This window comes from Glutamicibacter halophytocola, from assembly GCF_001302565.1.
Lineage (GTDB): Bacteria > Actinomycetota > Actinomycetes > Actinomycetales > Micrococcaceae > Glutamicibacter > Glutamicibacter halophytocola.
Genome location: NZ_CP012750.1, coordinates 68,089 through 85,631, shown reverse-complemented (window position 1 = coordinate 85,631; position 17,543 = coordinate 68,089). Strand labels below are relative to the sequence as shown.

The following is a 17,543-nucleotide window of genomic DNA, read 5'->3' as shown; positions in this document are numbered from 1 at the left end:
CTTCGCACTCATTACCTCTGGGGCACTGGCTACCTGGCTGGACTGATCCACAGGTTATTCGAGCCACAAGCAATTTTCAGGCAGCCACTAAGCCGCCACCTTGTGCCAGGCCTCGGCGATAGCGGGGAGCGCCTGCTCCAGATCGGCTCTTTCCTGGGCGAAGGGCAGGCGCAGGTAGTGTTCCAGCCCGTGGCCCTCAACGGCAAAGGTGGAGCCCGGGGCAAGCAGGACTGACCTGAGCTGGCGCGCCAGGGCGCTGGAGCGCGGCTGGGGCAGCTGGCACCAGAGGCTCAGTCCGCCTGCTGGCCTATTCGGCTTCCATTCCGGCAGCAGCCGCTGCAGCTCGGCGATCATCCAGTCCCGGTTATCCCGCAAGGAATCCCGGGTACTCTGCGCGAGGGTTGCACCCGAGTTCAGCAACTGCGCCAACACCAATTGCTCCAGCACCGGAGCCCCGAGATCCATGCTCATGCGCGAACGGGCCATTGCACCTGATAGGTGCCGCGGGGTGCGCAGCCAGCCAAGGCGCAGTCCGCCCCAGTGGGATTTGCTGGCGCTGCCCACGGTGATCAGGTTCTTGGAGAACGCGGCCATGGGAAGGACTTCCGGCTCGGCATCCAGCCACAGTTCGGCGCAGGTTTCATCGATGACGCCAATGGTTCCGGATCGGTCCAGGTCTGCCGCCCAGCGCTCTCGCCGGGCATCATCCAGCAGGGTTCCCACCGGGTTGTGGAAGTCGGGAAGGCATAGCATCATGCTCGGGGACACCGTGCGCAAGGCCGAGGCGATCTGCTCCATATCCGAGCCCTCAGGGCCAATGGGCACTGCCGCGGTGCGAGCACCATGCGCCTTGAGCGCGAGCAGCGAATTGGGGTAGGTCGGGGATTCTGCCAGCACGCTCTGCCCGCGGGCCATCACCGCTCGTCCTGCGGCTGCCACCGAGGAGAGGGCGCCGGAGGTGACGATGATCTGGTCCGGCCCGGTGGGCAAGCCTTTGCGGGTGTAGTAATCGGCCAGGGCCAGTCGCAGCGGTTCAATGCCCAGCGGGTAGTAGCCCATGGTGGCCGCGTACCGCGGCAATTGCTCCAGGGCCGTTTGGAACTCTTCCAGCATCCCCGTGGGTGCATTGGGTGCCGCGCAGGTGAGATCGAGTGCGGTGCTTCCCGGCATCGGCCCAAAACCACCCAGCGGCAAGGGCTCGGCTCCGCCCGCCACTGGTCCTCCGGGAATCTGAGCGATGGTGCCCGAGCCTTGGCGAGAACTGGCATAGCCGCTTTCGCGCAGTTCGGCGTAAGCGCGGGAGACCGTGGTGCGGCTCAAGCCCAGGCGGGCCACGGCTTCGCGTTCGCTGGGCAATACCGCGCCGTGCAGGATGCGGCCATTGGCAATAAGCGAGCGCAAGGTCTCAAAAAGCCACCGGTAGGCCGGCTGGGATGAGTCGGCCGTTCCGAGCATGCCGGCCAGCGCAGCTCCTGTGACGCGTCCCATAAGTCCACCTTTTCAAAATTGGCTCTTTTTTACATGGCCAATTTACCGGATTATTTTATTCATGACCATCACTAATCTGACTCCGCGCCAACAGCTCGCCAGCGGGCGATTGCCTTTGCGATTCTTTAACCTCTTTGCAGGCTTGTCGCTCTACGCCCTTGCGATGGCCATGATCATCCGGGCACAGCTGGGCGTGGATCCATGGGATGTGCTGCATCTGGGCATCGCCAACCACGTGCCGCTCTCGCTGGGCACCATCATCATCCTGGTTGGCGCACTGGTCCTGCTTGCATGGATCCCGTTGCGCCAGTGGCCAGGGCTGGGAACCATTGCCAACACGCTGTACCTGGGCATAGCGCTGGACTTCTTCCTGCGTTTTTTGCCATCAATCAATGGCCTTGGCTGGCAGATCCTGACCTTGGCGGTCGCAATCCTCATCAACGGATTGGGCGGGGCGCTCTACATTGGCAGCCACTTCGGCCCGGGTCCGCGTGATGGACTGATGACCGGATTGCATCTGCGCACCGGTCTTTCATTGCGGCTGATCCGCACCGCGCTGGAGCTGTCGGTATTGGGCATCGGATGGCTGCTGGGTGGTCCGGTGGGCCTGGGCACCGTGGCCTATGCAGTGCTCATCGGGCCGGCCACGCAGCTCTTTGTTGCACGTACCAGCGTGCGATTGCCGCAACAGCAATAACGGCAACATCTCGGGCAGTACTCGCGACAAACCCGCTTGCACAGGCAATACTGGAAATATGTTTGTCGTTGCGCTCAGCCCCCGGCCCCGCTCGGTTACCGATGTTGCCGACGCCAGCGAGCAATTATGGCATCAGCTCTCCCAGGTGGACACCCTCGCGCCCTTTACCGCGCTGAGCGGACAGCTGCTGCTGGGCGTGCCCAGGGATCCCGACGCCGCGGTGGATGCGCTGATGCGCGTGACAAGGTTGAACTTCTGCAATATCGGACTGGGCATCGGCAGCCTGTACGAGCCGGTACCCTCCGAGGCAGACCTGGTAGAGGGCAAGGCCGCACGCCGTGCGCTGGGCGCCCTCGAAGCGGCCAGCCATCGCGGCGAACGAGTGCCAATCTGCGTTTCCTCCGGCACCGATGAGATGGATGCCGAATTAGAAGGGCTGCTGCGCATGCTGGGCCAGTGGATCCGCACCAGGACCGAAGCCGAATGGTCAGTGGTGGATCTGCTGACCCCGGGAGTGCGCGGCCAGCAGAAAGCGGTGGCCGAGATCCTCGGCATCACCCCGCAGGCGGTGTCCGCCGCCATTGTGCGTTCCGGGTACAACGACGAGCTCGGCGCCCGGGCTGCGATCGCCCGGCTGCTGGAATTCACCGACCGGCTCTAGGGCACGGCAGGCAGCAGCCATTGTCCCTGCAATAGGGCTAGTCCTGGAGCAGCCCCTCGAGGATGATCGCCAAGCCGTCCTCGTCTACGCCTTCGGTCACCGCATCTGCCGCGTCCTTGACCTCGTCCGGGGCCTGGCCCATGGCCACGCCATGTCCGGCCCACTGGAGCATTTCGATGTCATTGCGGCCGTCGCCTACGGCCAGGGAATCTGCCAAATCAAACTCGAGGATCGCGCGCAGGCGCTCCAGGCCGCTGGCCTTGGTGGTGCCGTCGGCGGCGATATCCAGCCAAGCGGTCCAGCCGACCGAGTAGGTGACTCCGGACAAGCCCAGGCCTTGCACCGCATGGCCGAATTCTTCGGCGGTGTTATCGGTGGAGAACACCACAACACGCACGGCCTTGTTGCTCAGCAATTCGTCAAAATCGACCACCCTGGTTTCGGCGCCGAAGCTGGCATCGCCAAAAGCCTGGTTGGAAAGAAATTCGCCGCGCTCGTTTTCCAGCGCGTACTTGGCCTTGGGCAATTGCTTCCAGAGCGCCTTCAAGGCGACGGAAGGATCAAAGACTTCGCGGTGGATCACTTCGACGTCCCCGTCTGCCACCTTGGCCAGCACTCCGCCATTGCTGACGACCACATAGCCGTGGTCAATGCCCAGCTCTTCCATAACCGGAAGGGCGGCACCCAGGGAGCGTCCGGTGGAAATGACCACTTCATGGCCTTGCTCCACCACGGCCCGGGCAGCCTCGCGGACCCGCTGGCTCATCTGTCCCTGATGGTTGACGATGGTTCCGTCCACATCAAGGCAGATCATCAATTTCTGCTTATTCAGTCGGTCGTCGTTGCCGATCTTTGTCATAACTGTCATGGCTCAAGTTAACCATTGCCGCCGCAGTTTAGCGATGACCCACGGCACAGGTGCGCTTGAACAGCTGGTTAACTGCAGTTGCCGGCCACCCGCAAGGGGTGGCCGGCAACTAGCTAAACCTGGTTTTACTTGAGCACTTCAAGTCCGCCCAGGTATGGCTGCAGGGCCTTGGGCACGTTGACCGAGCCGTCGGCGTTCTGGTGGTTCTCCAGAATTGCCACGATCCAGCGGGTGGTAGCCAAGGTGCCGTTCAGCGTTGCCACCGCACGGGTCTTGCCCGGCTTTCCATCAACGATTTCGCGTTCGCGGATGTTCAGGCGGCGGGCCTGGAAGGTGGTGCAGTTCGAGGTGGAGGTCAGCTCGCGGTAAGCGTCCTGGGTGGGAACCCATGCTTCGCAGTCGAACTTGCGGGCAGCGCTCATGCCGAGGTCTCCGGCGGCGGTGTCGATCACCCGGTAGGGAAGTTCCATGCGGCCGAGCATTTCTTCTTCCATCGCCAGCAGGTTCTGGTGCTCGGCTTCGGCGTTCTCCACGCTGGTGTAGATGAACATCTCCAGCTTGTTGAACTGGTGCACGCGGATGATGCCGCGGGTGTCCTTGCCAGCCGAGCCGGCCTCGCGGCGGTAGCAGGAGGACCAGCCGGCGTAGCGAAGTGGACCTTCGGACAGGTCCATGATCTCGTCCGCGTGGTATCCGGCAAGGGCCACCTCGGAGGTGCCAACCAGGTACATGTTGTCGCGCTCGAGCTTGTAGATCTCGTCGTCGTGGGCCACGTCGAAGCCGGTGCCTTGCATGGTTTCGGGGCGCACCAGGGTCGGGGTGATCATCGGGGTGAACCCGCGCTCCAGGGCCACGTCCAGGGCCATGTTCATCATCGCGATTTCCAGCCGGGCGCCGATGCCCTTGAGGAAGTAGAAGCGCGAGCCGGAGACCTTGGCGCCGCGTTCCATGTCGATGGCGCCGAGCTTTTCGCCGATCTGCAGGTGGTCCAGCGGCTCGAAGCCCTCGGCCTTGAAATCGCGGATGGTGCCCACGTGCTTGACGACCGTGAAGTCGTCTTCGCCGCCGGCAGGAATGCCCTCGATGATCAAGTTCGGGATCAGGCGCTGCAGCTCGGTGCACTTGGCAGCGGCCTCATCGGACTGGGCCTGGGCGGACTTGACCGAAGCGGCCAGCTCCTTGACCTCGGCCAGCAGCGCGGAGCGCTCCTCCCCCTTGGCTTGGCCGACCTTCTTGGAGAACGCATTCTGCTCGGCACGCAGGCGTTCGTAGGTGGCGATGGTTTCACGACGTGCCGTGTCAGCTGCCAGCAGCTGGTCAATTAACGACTCGTCGGCACCGCGCGCGCGTTGCGAGGCACGGTACAAATCCGGATTTTCGGTGAGCATTTTAAGGTCGATCACACATAAAGCGTAGCAATCATGAGTACGATGAAAGCACTATGCAGACAAATCGTGTGATCGTTTTCGCTGCCGTGGCTGCCGCAGCTGCCGTCGCGGCAACCAGTTGGTACTCGGTGCGCAAGCTCTCGCACTACCGCTTGCCCTCGGCGCAAGAGCCGGTAGCGGCCGAACACGCCACCCCGGGCAAGGTGGCACTGGTCATCAATCCTTCCAAGTCAGGTGCGGAAGAAGCGCAGAAGGCCGTGGAGCGGGTTTGCGCTGAAGCAGGCATCGAAGCGCCACTGGTTCTGCACACCACCAAGGAGAACCCGGGCCAGGATGCGGCCCGGGAAGCCCTGGATGCGCAATGCGACACAATTATTGCCGCGGGCGGCGACGGAACGATTCGCGCCGTGGCAGAGGTGCTCGAAGGCACCGATGCCTCGTTGGGCATCCTTCCGCTGGGCACCGGCAACCTGCTCGCGCGCAATGTCGAGATCCCCATTGACGACCTGCACACCGCAGCACTGGTGGCAGTGCGGGGCATGGTGCGCCGAATCGATGTGGGGCACATGAAGCTGAAGCTGCTCGATGGCAGCGAGGCGGACCATGCGTTCCTGGTCATCGCCGGTGTTGGCACCGACGCGGATCTTTTCGACGACACCAATGAAGAGCTGAAATCCAAGGTCGGCTGGCTCGCCTACTCGGAGGCTGGCCTGCGCCAGCTGCCCGGCAAGCGCAAGAAGGTCAACTTCAAGCTGGACGGCGATGAGAACTGGCAGAACCGCAAGGTCCGCTCGGTGCTCTTCGCCAACTGCGGCAAGCTGCAGGGCCTGGACTTCGTCCCGGACGCCAAAATTGATGACGGCGTGCTCGACGCGGTCATCCTGTCTCCGCGCTCGGCCGCTGGCTGGATGTGGATTCTGCTCAAGACCGCCTTCCGGGCCAAGAACAAGATTCCGGTGATGAGCTTCTACCAGACCCCGGGCATCGCCCTTCGCTGCACCGAGCCGATGAATACCCAGATTGACGGGGACCCCACCGGCGAGGTCAATGAGCTGGAAGTCAGCGTTTCGCCCAGCGCGCTGCGCCTGCGCACCCCATAGCTGCGAACCCCGCCTGGACACAAAGTAGGCCCTGATGATCCCGCGAGGATGATCGGGGCCTTCGCGCACCTGCCTAGAACCGGTCGCGCAGCGACTGCACCCAGCTGCGGGCTTCGCTGAACGCGGCATCGGAATTGTGCGTATCAACAAAGGGCTCAACGCCCTGGGCCGCCGGGTAGGAACCGAGGAAACGCAGCTCCGGGGACAAGCGGTGCAACCCGGACAGGGCCGCGGCAACGCGTTCGTCGGCGACGTGGCCTTCAAAATCCACGGAGAAGAAGTACTGCCCCAGGCCTTCTCCGGTGGGACGCGATTCAATGCGCGAAAGGTTCACCCCGCGCGCGGTGAACTGCTCAAGGAGTTCCATCAGCGCGCCGGGACGGTCTTCGGGCAGCGGCATGATCAGCGTGGACTTGTCCACCCCGCTGGGCGCCGGGATCTTTCCCGGACGGGTGACCAGGATAAAGCGGGTGACCGCGCCGATGTTGTCCTCAACCCCGCGCACCAGCACGTTCAGTCTGCGCTCCTCGGCCACCAGCGGGTTGCAGATCGCCGCATCATGCCCTGGTTCATCATCGCCCAGAGCCACCGCGGCAGCCGCGGTGGAAGAGGCAGGGGTGAAGACGGCGCCGGGGATATTCGCCTCTGCCCACAAACGGCATTGCGCCCACGCGTGGCCGTGAGTGGAGACGAGCTTGATCTGGTCCAGCGAGTCGATGCCCGGGCGCACCGCCAGCACGAAGCTGATGGGCACCAGGATCTCGGCAATGATCTGCAGGGCCTGGCCTTGGGCGATGGCGTCCAGGGTGGCCGAAACGCCGCCCTCCACCGAATTCTCGATCGGCACCATCGCAGCGTCGACACTTCCATCGCGCACCATGGCCAGCGCGACATTCACATTTGCTGCGGGAATGCGCTGCGCTGCTTCAGCACCGGGAACCTGCAGCAGCGCCGACTCGGTGAAGGTGCCGGCAGGTCCCAGATAGGCGTATTTCATCGGACGGCCGGCTCCTGCCCGTTCTCCGATTCCATGGGCAATCCTGCTTCAATCCACGCGTCGGATCCGCCGGCAATGTTGAAAGCGGTGTGGCCCATGCCGGTGAGCCAGGCGGCGGCCTGCGCCGAACGCCCGCCGGTACGGCAGATCACGTAGGTGTCCACGTCCGGGTCCAGCTCGCCAACACGCTCGGGCAGGGTGCCGAGCACGATGTGGGTGGCACCGGTTGCGTGGCCTGCTTCCCATTCGAAGTCCTCGCGCACGTCAAGGATGAAGGCATCCTTCGGGACATCGTTGACCGAGACAGTTTCAAAATCGCTCACGGCTAGCATTCCTCACTTATAGGGTGTTTGCTTATAAGACTAGTCATTTCCTGCGTCGAAAGCCGACATGTTTCCCTCCAGCGCCTTGAAATTGCGAGACGATCTGGCCCGTGGCGAGATTTCCAGCCGCGAGCTCACCGAGCACTACCTGAACCGCATCGAGCAGCACAAGGATCTGGGCGCCTTTGTGCATGTGGCCGAGGACGCCATGGCGGCCGCGCGGGCCGCCGACGAGGCGCAGGCCCGAGGGAAGACCGGCCGGCTGCACGGGCTGCCCACCGCATTCAAGGACCTCAACGACGTCGCCGGAATGCCCACCACCTATGGGTCGGCCGCGGTGGATCATCCAGAAGCCACCCGCGACCACCCGCTGGTGGGGCGCTTGCGTTCCGAGGGCGTGGTCATCCTGGGCAAGACGCAGGTTCCGGAGTTCGGGCTGAGCAGCCATTCGGAAAACCTGGTGTCAGCGCCCTCGCGCAATCCCTTTGATCCCCAGCGCTCCTCTGGCGGCTCCTCGGGCGGGCAGGCCGCGGCGATCGCTGCCGGGATGATTCCGCTGGGCGCGGGATCCGATGGCGGCGGCTCCGTGCGGATTCCGGCCGCAGCTTGCGGACTGATCGGGCTCAAGCCCTCGCTGGGCCGGGTGCCCTCGGATGTGCTGGACGGATATGTTGATCCGCTGGGTGCGCCTAAGCTCGCGGTCTCCGGCCCGCTGGCCCATGATGCGCTGGATGCGGCCCTGCTGCTCGACGCGATGCGCGGAAAGGACCACTATCTGCCGTTGCTGCAGGGCAGCTACCCGCAGCGGCTGGACGGGTTGAACATCGGATTCAGCACCCTCTCGCCCTTTGAATCGGTGTACGACATCTCGCTCTCCCCCGAAGCACGCACCGCCTTTGAGCGCGGCCTTGAGCTGCTCGGGCAGCGCCACCGGGTGCAGCCAGCCCGGCTGGACTACGCCTCGGACTATCCAGAAAGCTTCGCTACGGTGTGGACCAACGGGCTGAAGGACGTGCCAGTGAATGACGAGTCCTTGCTGGGCGAGCTGGCCAGGGATTACCGCCGCCGCGCAGCCGGGCGGTCGCTGGAACAAAATTTGCAGGCGGGTTCACGGCTCAAGCAGATCGCTGCCGATTTTGTGCGCCAGTGGTCGGCCTATGACGTGATTGCCACCCCGGCCATGGCGAGCATTCCACCGCTGGTCGGGCACTATACACAATCCACGGCAGATCGCGATTATATGTTGCAATGCCAGTACACCCCGTACACCTCCATGGTGAACGTCGCCTCAGTCGCTGCCATCACCATCCCGGTCACGACCACCAGTGGCGGATTACCCATGAGTATTCAGCTGATTTCCCCGCGTTCCGACGAGGGGCTCCTGCTCGCGCTGGCGGCCCAGATGCAGATGTGAGCTTTCCCATATAAGTAGGTACTCGGGTAGGCAAAAGCGAAAAATATTACGTATGTCTACTGCAACAACGAGCACTTCCAGCACCGGAAGGACCTTCTTCGGTCACCCCGGTGCGCTCGCAAGCCTGTTCAGCGTGGAAATGTGGGAGCGATTCTCCTTCTACGGCATGCAGGGCTTGCTGGCTTACTACATGTACTACTCGGCCACCGAGGGTGGCCTGGGGATGGACCAGGGCCTGGCCCTGTCGCTGGTCGGCGCCTACGGCGGCGCTGTCTACCTCTCCACCATCCTGGGCGCATGGCTCTCGGACCGGCTCTTCGGCTCCGAGCGCGTGCTGTTCTTCTCGGCCATCGCCATTATGCTCGGCCACATCGGCTTGGCACTGCTGCCAGGCTACATCGGCCTGATCGTTGGCCTGATCCTGGTCGCGGTGGGATCCGGCGGCCTGAAGGCCAACGCCGTGGCCCTGGTTGGTTCGCTCTATGCCAAGGATGATCCCCGCATTGATGCCGGCTTCTCCCTGTTCTACATGGGCGTGAACATCGGCGGGCTGATCGGCCCGCTGCTCACCGGCTGGCTGCAGGTTTCCTTCGGCTTCCACATTGGCTTCGGCGCCGCCGCCATCGGCATGGCTATTGGCCTGGGCATCTACACTGCCGGACGCAAGAAGCTTCCTGCCGGCGGCAACATCCCGAACAATCCGCTGCCTGCCGCCGAGCGCAAGCGCTACGTGGTCATCTTCGCCGCCGTGATCGTCCTGATCATTGCCGCCTTCGCCAGCAAGATCGTGACCCCGGAGAACCTGGCAAGCACCATCGCCTACGTGGTCATCGCCGCTTCGATCATCTACTTCGCACTGATCCTGCGCAGCAAGAAGGTCGATGCGACCGAACGCAAGCAGGTCTGGGCATTCATTCCGTTCTACATCGGCTCGGCCGCCTTCTGGGCACTGTTCCAGCAGCAGTTCACCTTCATCGCCGCCTACTCGGATCAGCGCCTGGACCGCCACTTGGGCAGCTGGGAAATGCCGCCGAGCTGGGTCACCTCGATCAACCCGGTGTTCATCATCATCTTTGCCGGCATCTTCGCGGCCCTGTGGACCAAGCTGGGCAAGCGCCAGCCGCACACCGCCATCAAGTTCGGCTTGGCACTGGTCATCGTGGGTGCTGCATTCCTGTGCTTCATCCCGCTGGAATCTTTCGCCAAGACCCCGCTGCTGGCCCTGGTGGGCATCTTGCTGCTGTGCACCTTCGCCGAGCTGCTGCTCTCGCCAGTAGGCCAGGCAATTGCCACCAAGCTGGCTCCGGCCGCATTCGGCACGCAGATGATCGCGCTGTTCTTCTTGTCGGTATCCCTGGGCACCACCCTGTCGGGCGTGCTGGCCGGGTACTACACCCCGGGCAACGAGATCCCCTACTTCATCGCCATGGGCGGCACCGCCGTCGTCGTGGGCGTAGCCATGATGGCTGCAACCCCGGGGCTGAAGAAGCTGATGGGCTCGGTTCACTAGAGCGCGGCTCAAATGAGCAATGGCTGGTCCCGTTCGGGGCCAGCCGTTGTTGTCTGCGGGAAGATCCTGCGCGGTTTTGAGCTTATGAGTAGGTCATATTCTCGTAATAGGAATAATCCCCGTATTCGGAACCGATGAACCAGATGAACCAGATGATCACCGCGTAGGCGACTATGGCTAGGGCCAATCCGATCCACGAGGTGATCAGGCCGGCTATGGCCAAACCCCTGGATTGCGGTTCGCGGCGTAAACCGAGGTGCCCCGTAATGACTCCGGCCAGCGGAACGAGGATAATGGCAGCAAAGCCCAGCATCGACAAGATGCCCAGCACGAGGGAAGCCACGGACAATCCTGTGGGCTCTCTCGGTGGCTGGTAGGGATTTTGCGGATACTGGTAGTAGCTCACAACTACTATTCTTCTATGAATTCGCATAAAGCGCATCAACCTGAGAGGCAATCTGTGGCACACCTTCGAGCCGGACAACCAGCCAACGAATCTGACCTGATCAATCTTCAGGAGGTGCTCGATGCCTACAGCAGCATCATTCCTTCCAGCGACAACCCCGACCAGGCAGTCATCTTTGGCACCTCGGGGCACCGCGGCACCTCGCTGAACGGCACCTTCAACGAGGCGCATATCGCCGCCATCACCCAGGCCGTGGTGGACTACCGCGTCGCAGCGGGGATCACCGGCCCAATGTATGTGGGCAAGGACAGCCACGCGCTCTCGGACCCTGCCTACCAGACCGCCCTCGAAGTCCTGGCAGGCAACGGCATCGAGGTTCTCGCCGACGACGGGCTGACCCCTACCCCGGCGGTTAGCCACGCAATCCTGGTGCACAACGCCAAGGGCGGCGATCAGGCGGACGGCCTGATCATCACCCCATCGCACAACCCGCCAACCGACGGCGGCATCAAGTACAACCCGCCCCACGGCGGCCCGGCAGAATCCGAAATCACCGGTCCGATCGCCGCACGCGCCAATGAGCTGCTGGCCAACGGGCAGATCAAGCGGGGCGAAGCCGCCGCAACGCCTTTCGACTTCCGCGAACTGTACATTGCCGATCTGGCTGAGGTCATCGACTTCAAGGTCATCGCCGAATCGGGCATCTCCATCGGCGCCGACCCGCTGGGCGGGGCTTCGGTGCACTACTGGGGTGAAATCGGACGCCGCTACGGCTTGAACTTGGAAGTCGTCAACGAGAGCGTCGACCCGCGCTTCGGCTTCATGACCTTGGATAAAGACGGCAAGATCCGCATGGACTGCTCCTCGGCGCACGCCATGGCATCCTTGGTAGCCAACCGCGAAAAGTACGACATCGCCACCGGCAACGACGCGGATGCAGATCGCCACGGCATCGTCACCCCGGATGCCGGGTTGATGAACCCGAACCACTTCCTGGCTGTGGCCATCGACTACCTGCTGACCCATCGCGGGAACTGGCCGGAAGATGCCGAGATCGGCAAGACCCTGGTCTCCTCGGTGCTCATCGACAAGGTAGTGGCCTCCCACGGCCGGACCCTGCGCGAGGTGCCGGTGGGCTTCAAGTACTTCGTTGAACCACTGGCCTCGGGCAAGGTGGCCTTCTGCGGCGAGGAGTCCGCGGGAGCAAGCTTCCTGGACTTGTCCGGCAAGGCCTTCAGCACCGACAAGGACGGGCTGATGCTCGCCCTGCTGGCCAGCGAGATGCGCGCCGTCACCGGCAAGAGCCCCAGCCAGCTGCACGCGCAGCTGGTGGAGCGCCACGGTTCGAGCTTCTATGACCGCTTCGATGCCCCGGCAAACCGCGAGCAGAAAGCCGTGCTCTCCAAGCTGGATCCCTCGATGGTCTCCGCCACCGAATTGGCGGGGGATGCGATCACCGCAAAGGTGACCGAAGCAGCCGGTTTCGCCATTGGCGGCCTGAAGGTCTCCAGCGAGCACGCATGGTTCGCGGCACGTCCTTCGGGCACCGAGGACATCTACAAAATTTATGCAGAGTCGACAAAATCACCCGAGCATCTGCAGCAGGTGCTCGCAGAAGCTCGGGTGATTGTTGATGCTGCCCTAGCTGGCTAGTTCAGCTTCGCGGTCCATGGGTCGATGGCCTCGGCTGGCTGCTTGCGGGTAGCCAGCCAGTGGCCCAGCCACAGCAAGAGGAAGATCGGAAGGCCGACGTAGCTTGATGCCATCTGCAGCAGGTTGCCGTCTATGACCGCCTGGTAATTCTGGCCGGCGATAACAACCAGCAAGATCACAAAGGCGAGAATTGGGCCCAGCGGGAACAATGGCGCCTTGTACGGAAGGTCGGCTAGATCCTGGCCGCTGGCCACGTACGCCTTGCGGAATTGGTAATGGCTCACCGCAATCCCCACCCAGGCGATAAACCCGGACAGGCCGGACACGTTCAGCAGCCAGGTGTAGGCCTCGCCCTGGCCGATAATTGCCGTCAGGAATCCGAAAAGTCCTACTGAGGCGGTCAAGAGCATGGCCGGCACGGGGACGCCGCGCTTGTTGAGGCGTCCAAAAATCTTCGGCGCCTTCCCATCCTTGGCCATGGAGTAAAGCATGCGCGCAGAGGCATATAGGCCCGAGTTGCCTGCCGAAAGAATGGCCGAGAGGATTACTGCGTTCATCAATGCCGCAGCGAAGGCGATGCCCGCGCGCTCGAAGACCAGGGTGAATGGCGAGGTGGCAATGTCCGATGCCTCGGATGAGAGCAGCGATGGATCCAGATACGGGATCAACATGCCGATGACAAAGATGGCACCGATGTAGAAGAGCATGATGCGCCAGAAGATCGTCTTGATGGCTTTCGGAACATCGCGCTGGGGGTTTTCCGCTTCACCAGCAGCTACACCAACCAGCTCGGTGCCCTGGAAAGAGAATCCAGCGATCATGAAGACCGAGACGATGGACAGCCAACCGCCGACAAATGGCGCATCGCCTTCGGTCCAGTTGCCGAAGCCAGGCGAGGTGCCGCCGATGATTCCGAAGATCATCGCAAAGCCGCAGACCAGGAAAACGATCACGGTGATGACCTTGATTGCCGCCAGCCAGTACTCGCCCTCGCCAAACGCCTTCGCTGACATGGCGTTGAGTCCGGTCAGCAGCACCAGGAAGATCGCCGCCCAGATCCAGCCCGGAACATCCGGAAGCCAATAGGACATCACGATGCCGGCCGCTACCAGCTCGGCGGCAACGGTAATCGCCCAGTTGAACCAGTAGTTCCAGCCAATCGCGAAGCCGAAGTGCCGGTTAACGAAAACGGTGGCATAGGTCTGGAATGAACCTGCCACCGGAAGCCGCGCACTCATCTCGCCCAGGGACTGCATCAGCAGCAGCACCATCATGCCAATCAGGGCGTAGGCCACCAGCGCGCCACCGGGGCCAGCTTCAGAGATCGTGCCGCCGGACGCGACGAATAGTCCGGTACCAATTGAGCCGCCAATGGCAATCATCTGCATATGGCGAGCTTTGAGGCCACGCTTCAGGCCGTCCTGCGACGGTGCGGGCTCAGTCATGCGTTACATCTCCTGATGCCTAGAAATTTCCAACCTTTCAATCCAAGCACCCTGAGCAGTCTCATAGCTATGAACCGCGCTACAGTAAGCGATCAATAATCTTTCGCTTGGCCCACGAATATGGAGGATAAATTGCGCTCAGGGTGTCCACCACCGTGGTTTTGTTGAGTTCTGAACGCATCTGCGAAAGCCGGTCAAAGCCATGCTTGCCGTGATACGACCCCATTCCGCTGGCCCCCACCCCGCCAAACGGCAGGGTGGGAATGACCATCTGGGCCAGCGGAGCGTTGTGCACGATGGCCCCGGCGCGAACCCTGTCCGAGAAAATCGACTGAAGCCGAGGGCTCTCGCTCATGAGGTATGCGGCCAGCGGCGATGGGCGCCGGGCAATGAACTCCAGCGCTTCTTCGAAGGTTTCGACCTCGATGATTGGAAGGATCGGACCGAAGATCTCCTCGGTCATCAAGGTGCCGCCAAGGTCCACGTTGCGCATGATGGTCGGGGCGATGCGCAGGGTTGCTTCGTCATACTCACCGCCGAACACCACCTCGCCCTGTTCCATCATGGCCAGCAAGCGCTCAAAATGCTGGTGGCTGGCAATCCTGCCAAAGTCCGGGTGGGTGATTGGCTCCTTGCCGTAGAAACCGGAGATGGCCTGGCCCAACCGGTTAATCAATGGCGTGGCATCGCCGATGCACAGGATGTAGTCCGGTGCGACGCAGGTCTGGCCGGCATTCATGAACTTCGCGTAGGCCAAGCGCTTGGCGGTGGCCAGCGAGTGGTTGTCAACGACGGCCGGGGACTTGCCCCCGAGTTCCAAAGTGGTGGGAGTCAGGTGCTGGGCGGCTGCCATCGCGACGATTTTCGCAACCCGCTCCCCACCGGTGTAGAAGATGTGGTCCCAACGTGCTGCCAGCAATTCGGAGGCGGTATCCGCACCGCCTTCGATGACCGCGAAGACCCGCTCGTCCAGATAGAGCGGGAGGAACTTGGCCAGGGCCCCCGAGGTGGCCGGGGCGAGTTCCGAGGGCTTGAGAACCGCGGCGTTGCCAGCGGCAATGGCGGCAACCAGCGGCGCGAGCACCAGCTGCAGCGGGTAGTTCCATGCGCCAATAATCAAGACCACGCCCAAGGGTCGCGGCTCGATCTTCGCGATGGCCGGCTGGAGCGCCAGCGGCACCTTCACGCCGGTGCTGTCCATCCATTCGGCCAGATGCCTCAGCGCAAAATCGATTTCGGCGCGCACCACGTCGACCTCGGCAAATTTGGCTTCGGTGGGGCTCTTTCCGAGGTCGTCATTCAGTGCCTGCACAAAGTCGTCAAGATGCTCTTCGAGCATCTTCTCCAGCGCGCGCAATTGCTGGATCCGGAAGCGGCGCGGGTGGGTGATGCGGGTGTCGGCAGAACGGCGCAAATGGCTCAGAACCGTGGCAATTCGTGAAGGATGCTCGTCCACCGGAGGGGCGGAATCGCCGACCGGCTCGGGCAACGGAGTGGAAGTAAACAGACCCATGATTTGAGCGTACGTCACCAAACGGAAATTCCATCGATTAATGCGCCGAAGGATTCATTATGTATCAACTGTTTGATACATTAATTATCACCGAGGAGGCACGATGGCATCTCTATCAACACAATTCGGCACATTTGCCGTAGCGGCGCTGGTTGTTTATTTCTTATTGCGGGCATTCGGTCGTGCTAAGAACGGTGAACTGCTCAGAAGCGCACGACAGCACGCATTGTGGTGTGCAATCATCGGCTACTTTGCCACTGCCTCAAGCAATTGGTTCGGCGAAGCCGTGGACGTGCCCATAAGCGATCAAAGTAATCTCGATGTTGCGATGGGCATTGCTTCAGCAGCCACCCCTGGCCTGTGGGTCGCTTTCATCTATGTCGCCAGCCAGTACACCTGGCCACGCCGGTTGAAGCCGCTGCGCACCGCGACTCTTGCCCCACGTTCCTTGACGAGCCCGATACCCAAGAAGCTCGTTGCAGCAACGCTGGTTGTTCTGATCCTGGCCTGCGTGACGGTTTACTCTGTTCGAGACGTCGCAGCCATTGCACCATTGCCAGAGACTGAAATCAGTGCCGATGATTACTCCTACAGCAATCCTTCGCAGGACGGATTGCGTGCTGCCGGAGAGATCCTTCCTTACCTCTACGTGAGCTTCGGAATCCTCGCATTGGCTGCAATCGTAGCTTCCATTGTCATTCTTAGGCGTCGGCCACTTCCGGGAATCTCCGAGCACAATAACCGGCTGTTGCGCACCATCTGGCTGAACCGCCTCTACCGCACCGTTGCCGTATCGCTGGCGGTACAGGCGGGAGAGGCCCTGCACTACAAGGCGCGCTGGTTCCACAACGAGTCCACACGCTACATTGATGGATCAGGTGCGGGGATCGAGTACATGGATAGCATGTACAAAATCGGCAACAACCTGGACTGGACGGCGAACTACGCTGTCCTGGGCATTTCGGTCTTGATGCTTTTCTGGCGACCGCCGACGAACTTTGAAAATCTCCCGCGGGCAAAACGCACCGGGTTCAGCAGGCTGCGCGATCAGCTGTTCTCCCTGCAATACGCGACAGCCCTGCTCATGTTCGTTGCCATTTTCATCGCATGGCCGAATTTGCCTGTCAGCGATGACTACAAGTTGCCTACCGGCGAGCGCGAGACTTGGATGCTGGTGTTGTTCACCAGTGCCGCAGTGTTCTACCTTGCGTTGAATGCGCTTTACCTCGGGTACGCGAACGTGGTTTCACGGCAGATTTCTGCCGCTCCCAAGCATTCGGCAAGGTTGCCCATGTCGCCTTATATTTGCGCCGGATTGCTCATAGTTGCGTGCTTGTACTTCTTGCTCTTTCCCCCGTTGGACTACTTATGGGGTTTCGTTGCGCCAAGCAAAGTGGTTGTCATTGCCCTGGTAGTCCTGCTCGTCCTCGCACATCTGGGATTTGCCTGGTTCGCGCGTAGATCCATTATCCCGTGGAACGTTACGGCCGCTGAAGAAATCTGGTACCGGAGGGTTTTAGAACTGCGTTCCCTGCGAGCGGTCACAAGTACCGTCGCGGCCATGCTGGTTGTCGGCTACGAGTTTCCGGTCCGCCTGGATCTTCTTGCCATCATGATCTTCTGCATTCCGGCGGTCATATTCCTCGAACGCCCCATGGACAGCGAAGCAAGGTCCTTGCAGAGGTCAACGTCCGCATGAGCACACAGATCAGTGTGGACCTTGAGGCAGCCACCGCACCCTATGAGCAGATCCGCTCGCAGATTGCCGCGCTCATCAACCTTGGCGAGTTGGCGCCGGGCAACCGATTGCCGACCGTCCGAGCGCTGGCCACGGACTTGGGGGTTGCAGCCGGAACGGTGGCTCGCGCCTATAAGGAGCTGGAAGCCGAAGGGCTGATTTCCTCGAGGCGCCGCGCAGGCACCATAGTGAGCGAACGACCCGGATCTGTTGATACCCACGAAGACCTGGTGGCCGCGGTGGACCAGCTGTGGAAATTGGCGGCGGCGCAGCATGTTGACGCCGCGACGCTCAAGGCATTGGTGGCACGACGCGAACCCTGAGGATTTGTTCTGGGCACCC

Annotated in this window: 16 protein-coding genes; 8 read left to right on the top strand and 8 right to left on the bottom strand. The window is 62.0% G+C overall.

The window, feature by feature from the left end; all coding sequences use genetic code 11:
* Positions 1–87: 87 nt before the first annotated feature.
* Complete coding sequence (yczR, locus tag AOZ07_RS00390; protein WP_060700200.1) at positions 88–1,488, bottom strand: MocR-like transcription factor YczR; 1,401 nt, start codon at positions 1,486–1,488, stop codon at positions 88–90.
* Between the two features lie 61 nt (positions 1,489–1,549).
* Between yczR and yczE the strand changes: the two genes are divergently transcribed.
* Positions 1,550–2,185, top strand: a complete 636-nt coding sequence (gene yczE, locus AOZ07_RS00385) for a membrane protein YczE (RefSeq protein WP_060700199.1) — start codon at positions 1,550–1,552, stop codon at positions 2,183–2,185.
* 58 nt (positions 2,186–2,243) lie between these two features.
* Positions 2,244–2,846, top strand: coding sequence for a hypothetical protein (locus AOZ07_RS00380; protein WP_060700198.1), 603 nt, complete (start codon positions 2,244–2,246; stop codon positions 2,844–2,846).
* Between the two features lie 37 nt (positions 2,847–2,883).
* Here the strand turns inward: AOZ07_RS00380 and AOZ07_RS00375 are convergent, their stop codons facing one another.
* Both AOZ07_RS00375 and serS read right to left on the bottom strand, forming a co-directional pair.
* Positions 2,884–3,714 carry a Cof-type HAD-IIB family hydrolase gene (locus AOZ07_RS00375; protein ID WP_060700197.1) on the bottom strand — a complete coding sequence of 277 codons (831 nt, stop codon included), beginning with the start codon at positions 3,712–3,714 and terminating at the stop codon, positions 2,884–2,886.
* A gap of 125 nt (positions 3,715–3,839) precedes the next feature.
* On the bottom strand, positions 3,840–5,117 hold the full coding sequence (gene serS, locus AOZ07_RS00370; RefSeq protein WP_060700196.1) for a serine--tRNA ligase: 1,278 nt from the start codon (positions 5,115–5,117) through the stop codon (positions 3,840–3,842).
* Positions 5,118–5,155: 38 nt separating this feature from the next.
* On the opposite strand from serS, the gene AOZ07_RS00365 reads away from it, so the two are divergent.
* Entirely contained in the window at positions 5,156–6,202 is a 1,047-nt protein-coding gene (locus tag AOZ07_RS00365) for a diacylglycerol/lipid kinase family protein (RefSeq protein WP_060700195.1), read from the top strand.
* 73 nt (positions 6,203–6,275) lie between these two features.
* On the opposite strand, the gene pheA is transcribed toward AOZ07_RS00365, so the two are convergent.
* Entirely contained in the window at positions 6,276–7,199 is a 924-nt protein-coding gene (gene pheA, locus AOZ07_RS00360) for a prephenate dehydratase (protein WP_060700194.1), read from the bottom strand.
* Positions 7,196–7,522 carry a rhodanese-like domain-containing protein gene (locus AOZ07_RS00355; protein ID WP_060700193.1) on the bottom strand — a complete coding sequence of 109 codons (327 nt, stop codon included), beginning with the start codon at positions 7,520–7,522 and terminating at the stop codon, positions 7,196–7,198. Before AOZ07_RS00355 ends, pheA begins: the two co-directional genes overlap by 4 nt.
* A 67-nt stretch (positions 7,523–7,589) precedes the next feature.
* Here AOZ07_RS00355 and AOZ07_RS00350 point away from each other — a divergent pair, with 67 nt between their 5' ends.
* Together AOZ07_RS00350 and AOZ07_RS00345 are read left to right on the top strand one after the other, a co-directional pair.
* Positions 7,590–8,936, top strand: coding sequence for an amidase (locus tag AOZ07_RS00350; protein ID WP_060700192.1), 1,347 nt, complete (start codon positions 7,590–7,592; stop codon positions 8,934–8,936).
* Positions 8,937–8,988: 52 nt separating this feature from the next.
* On the top strand, positions 8,989–10,446 hold the full coding sequence (locus AOZ07_RS00345) for a peptide MFS transporter (protein WP_060700191.1): 1,458 nt from the start codon (positions 8,989–8,991) through the stop codon (positions 10,444–10,446).
* A gap of 82 nt (positions 10,447–10,528) precedes the next feature.
* Here the strand turns inward: AOZ07_RS00345 and AOZ07_RS00340 are convergent, their stop codons facing one another.
* Positions 10,529–10,852 (bottom strand): DUF4190 domain-containing protein, encoded by a 324-nt coding sequence (locus AOZ07_RS00340; protein ID WP_236995224.1) that lies wholly within the window; start codon positions 10,850–10,852, stop codon positions 10,529–10,531.
* A gap of 54 nt (positions 10,853–10,906) precedes the next feature.
* Between AOZ07_RS00340 and pgm the strand changes: the two genes are divergently transcribed.
* Positions 10,907–12,505 (top strand): phosphoglucomutase (alpha-D-glucose-1,6-bisphosphate-dependent), encoded by a 1,599-nt coding sequence (gene pgm, locus AOZ07_RS00335; protein WP_060700189.1) that lies wholly within the window; start codon positions 10,907–10,909, stop codon positions 12,503–12,505.
* Here the strand turns inward: pgm and AOZ07_RS00330 are convergent.
* A complete protein-coding gene (locus AOZ07_RS00330) occupies positions 12,502–13,950 on the bottom strand; it encodes an amino acid permease (protein ID WP_060700188.1) in 1,449 nt (482 codons plus the stop codon). The genes pgm and AOZ07_RS00330 overlap by 4 nt on opposite strands.
* Positions 13,951–14,029: 79 nt before the next feature.
* Positions 14,030–15,463: an aldehyde dehydrogenase family protein gene (locus tag AOZ07_RS00325; protein WP_084793084.1), complete on the bottom strand. Its 1,434-nt coding sequence runs from the start codon at positions 15,461–15,463 to the stop codon at positions 14,030–14,032.
* A gap of 103 nt (positions 15,464–15,566) precedes the next feature.
* Here AOZ07_RS00325 and AOZ07_RS00320 point away from each other — a divergent pair, with 103 nt between their 5' ends.
* Both AOZ07_RS00320 and AOZ07_RS00315 read left to right on the top strand, forming a co-directional pair.
* Positions 15,567–17,162, top strand: a complete 1,596-nt coding sequence (locus tag AOZ07_RS00320) for a hypothetical protein (RefSeq protein ID WP_194943722.1) — start codon at positions 15,567–15,569, stop codon at positions 17,160–17,162.
* The gene (locus tag AOZ07_RS00315) at positions 17,159–17,524 is read left to right on the top strand and encodes a GntR family transcriptional regulator (RefSeq protein ID WP_060700186.1); all 366 of its coding nucleotides are present in this window, start codon (positions 17,159–17,161) and stop codon (positions 17,522–17,524) included. The genes AOZ07_RS00320 and AOZ07_RS00315 overlap by 4 nt, the downstream gene beginning before the upstream one ends.
* The last annotated feature ends 19 nt before the right edge of the window (positions 17,525–17,543 follow it).

Bases quoted from the DNA above. Each gene is read 5' to 3' on its own strand.
- AOZ07_RS00350 (WP_060700192.1), top strand. From the start codon at position 7,590: ATGTTTCCCTCCAGCGCCTTGAAATTGCGAGACGATCTGGCCCGTGGC.
- AOZ07_RS00380 (WP_060700198.1), top strand. From the start codon at position 2,244: ATGTTTGTCGTTGCGCTCAGCCCCCGGCCCCGCTCGGTTACCGATGTT.
- AOZ07_RS00345 (WP_060700191.1), top strand. From the start codon at position 8,989: ATGTCTACTGCAACAACGAGCACTTCCAGCACCGGAAGGACCTTCTTC.
- AOZ07_RS00325 (WP_084793084.1), bottom strand. From the start codon at position 15,463: ATGGGTCTGTTTACTTCCACTCCGTTGCCCGAGCCGGTCGGCGATTCC.
- pheA (WP_060700194.1), bottom strand. From the start codon at position 7,199: ATGAAATACGCCTATCTGGGACCTGCCGGCACCTTCACCGAGTCGGCG.
- AOZ07_RS00315 (WP_060700186.1), top strand. From the start codon at position 17,159: ATGAGCACACAGATCAGTGTGGACCTTGAGGCAGCCACCGCACCCTAT.
- AOZ07_RS00320 (WP_194943722.1), top strand. From the start codon at position 15,567: ATGGCATCTCTATCAACACAATTCGGCACATTTGCCGTAGCGGCGCTG.
- AOZ07_RS00330 (WP_060700188.1), bottom strand. From the start codon at position 13,950: ATGACTGAGCCCGCACCGTCGCAGGACGGCCTGAAGCGTGGCCTCAAA.
- AOZ07_RS00365 (WP_060700195.1), top strand. From the start codon at position 5,156: ATGCAGACAAATCGTGTGATCGTTTTCGCTGCCGTGGCTGCCGCAGCT.
- AOZ07_RS00375 (WP_060700197.1), bottom strand. From the start codon at position 3,714: ATGACAGTTATGACAAAGATCGGCAACGACGACCGACTGAATAAGCAG.
- yczE (WP_060700199.1), top strand. From the start codon at position 1,550: ATGACCATCACTAATCTGACTCCGCGCCAACAGCTCGCCAGCGGGCGA.
- yczR (WP_060700200.1), bottom strand. From the start codon at position 1,488: ATGGGACGCGTCACAGGAGCTGCGCTGGCCGGCATGCTCGGAACGGCC.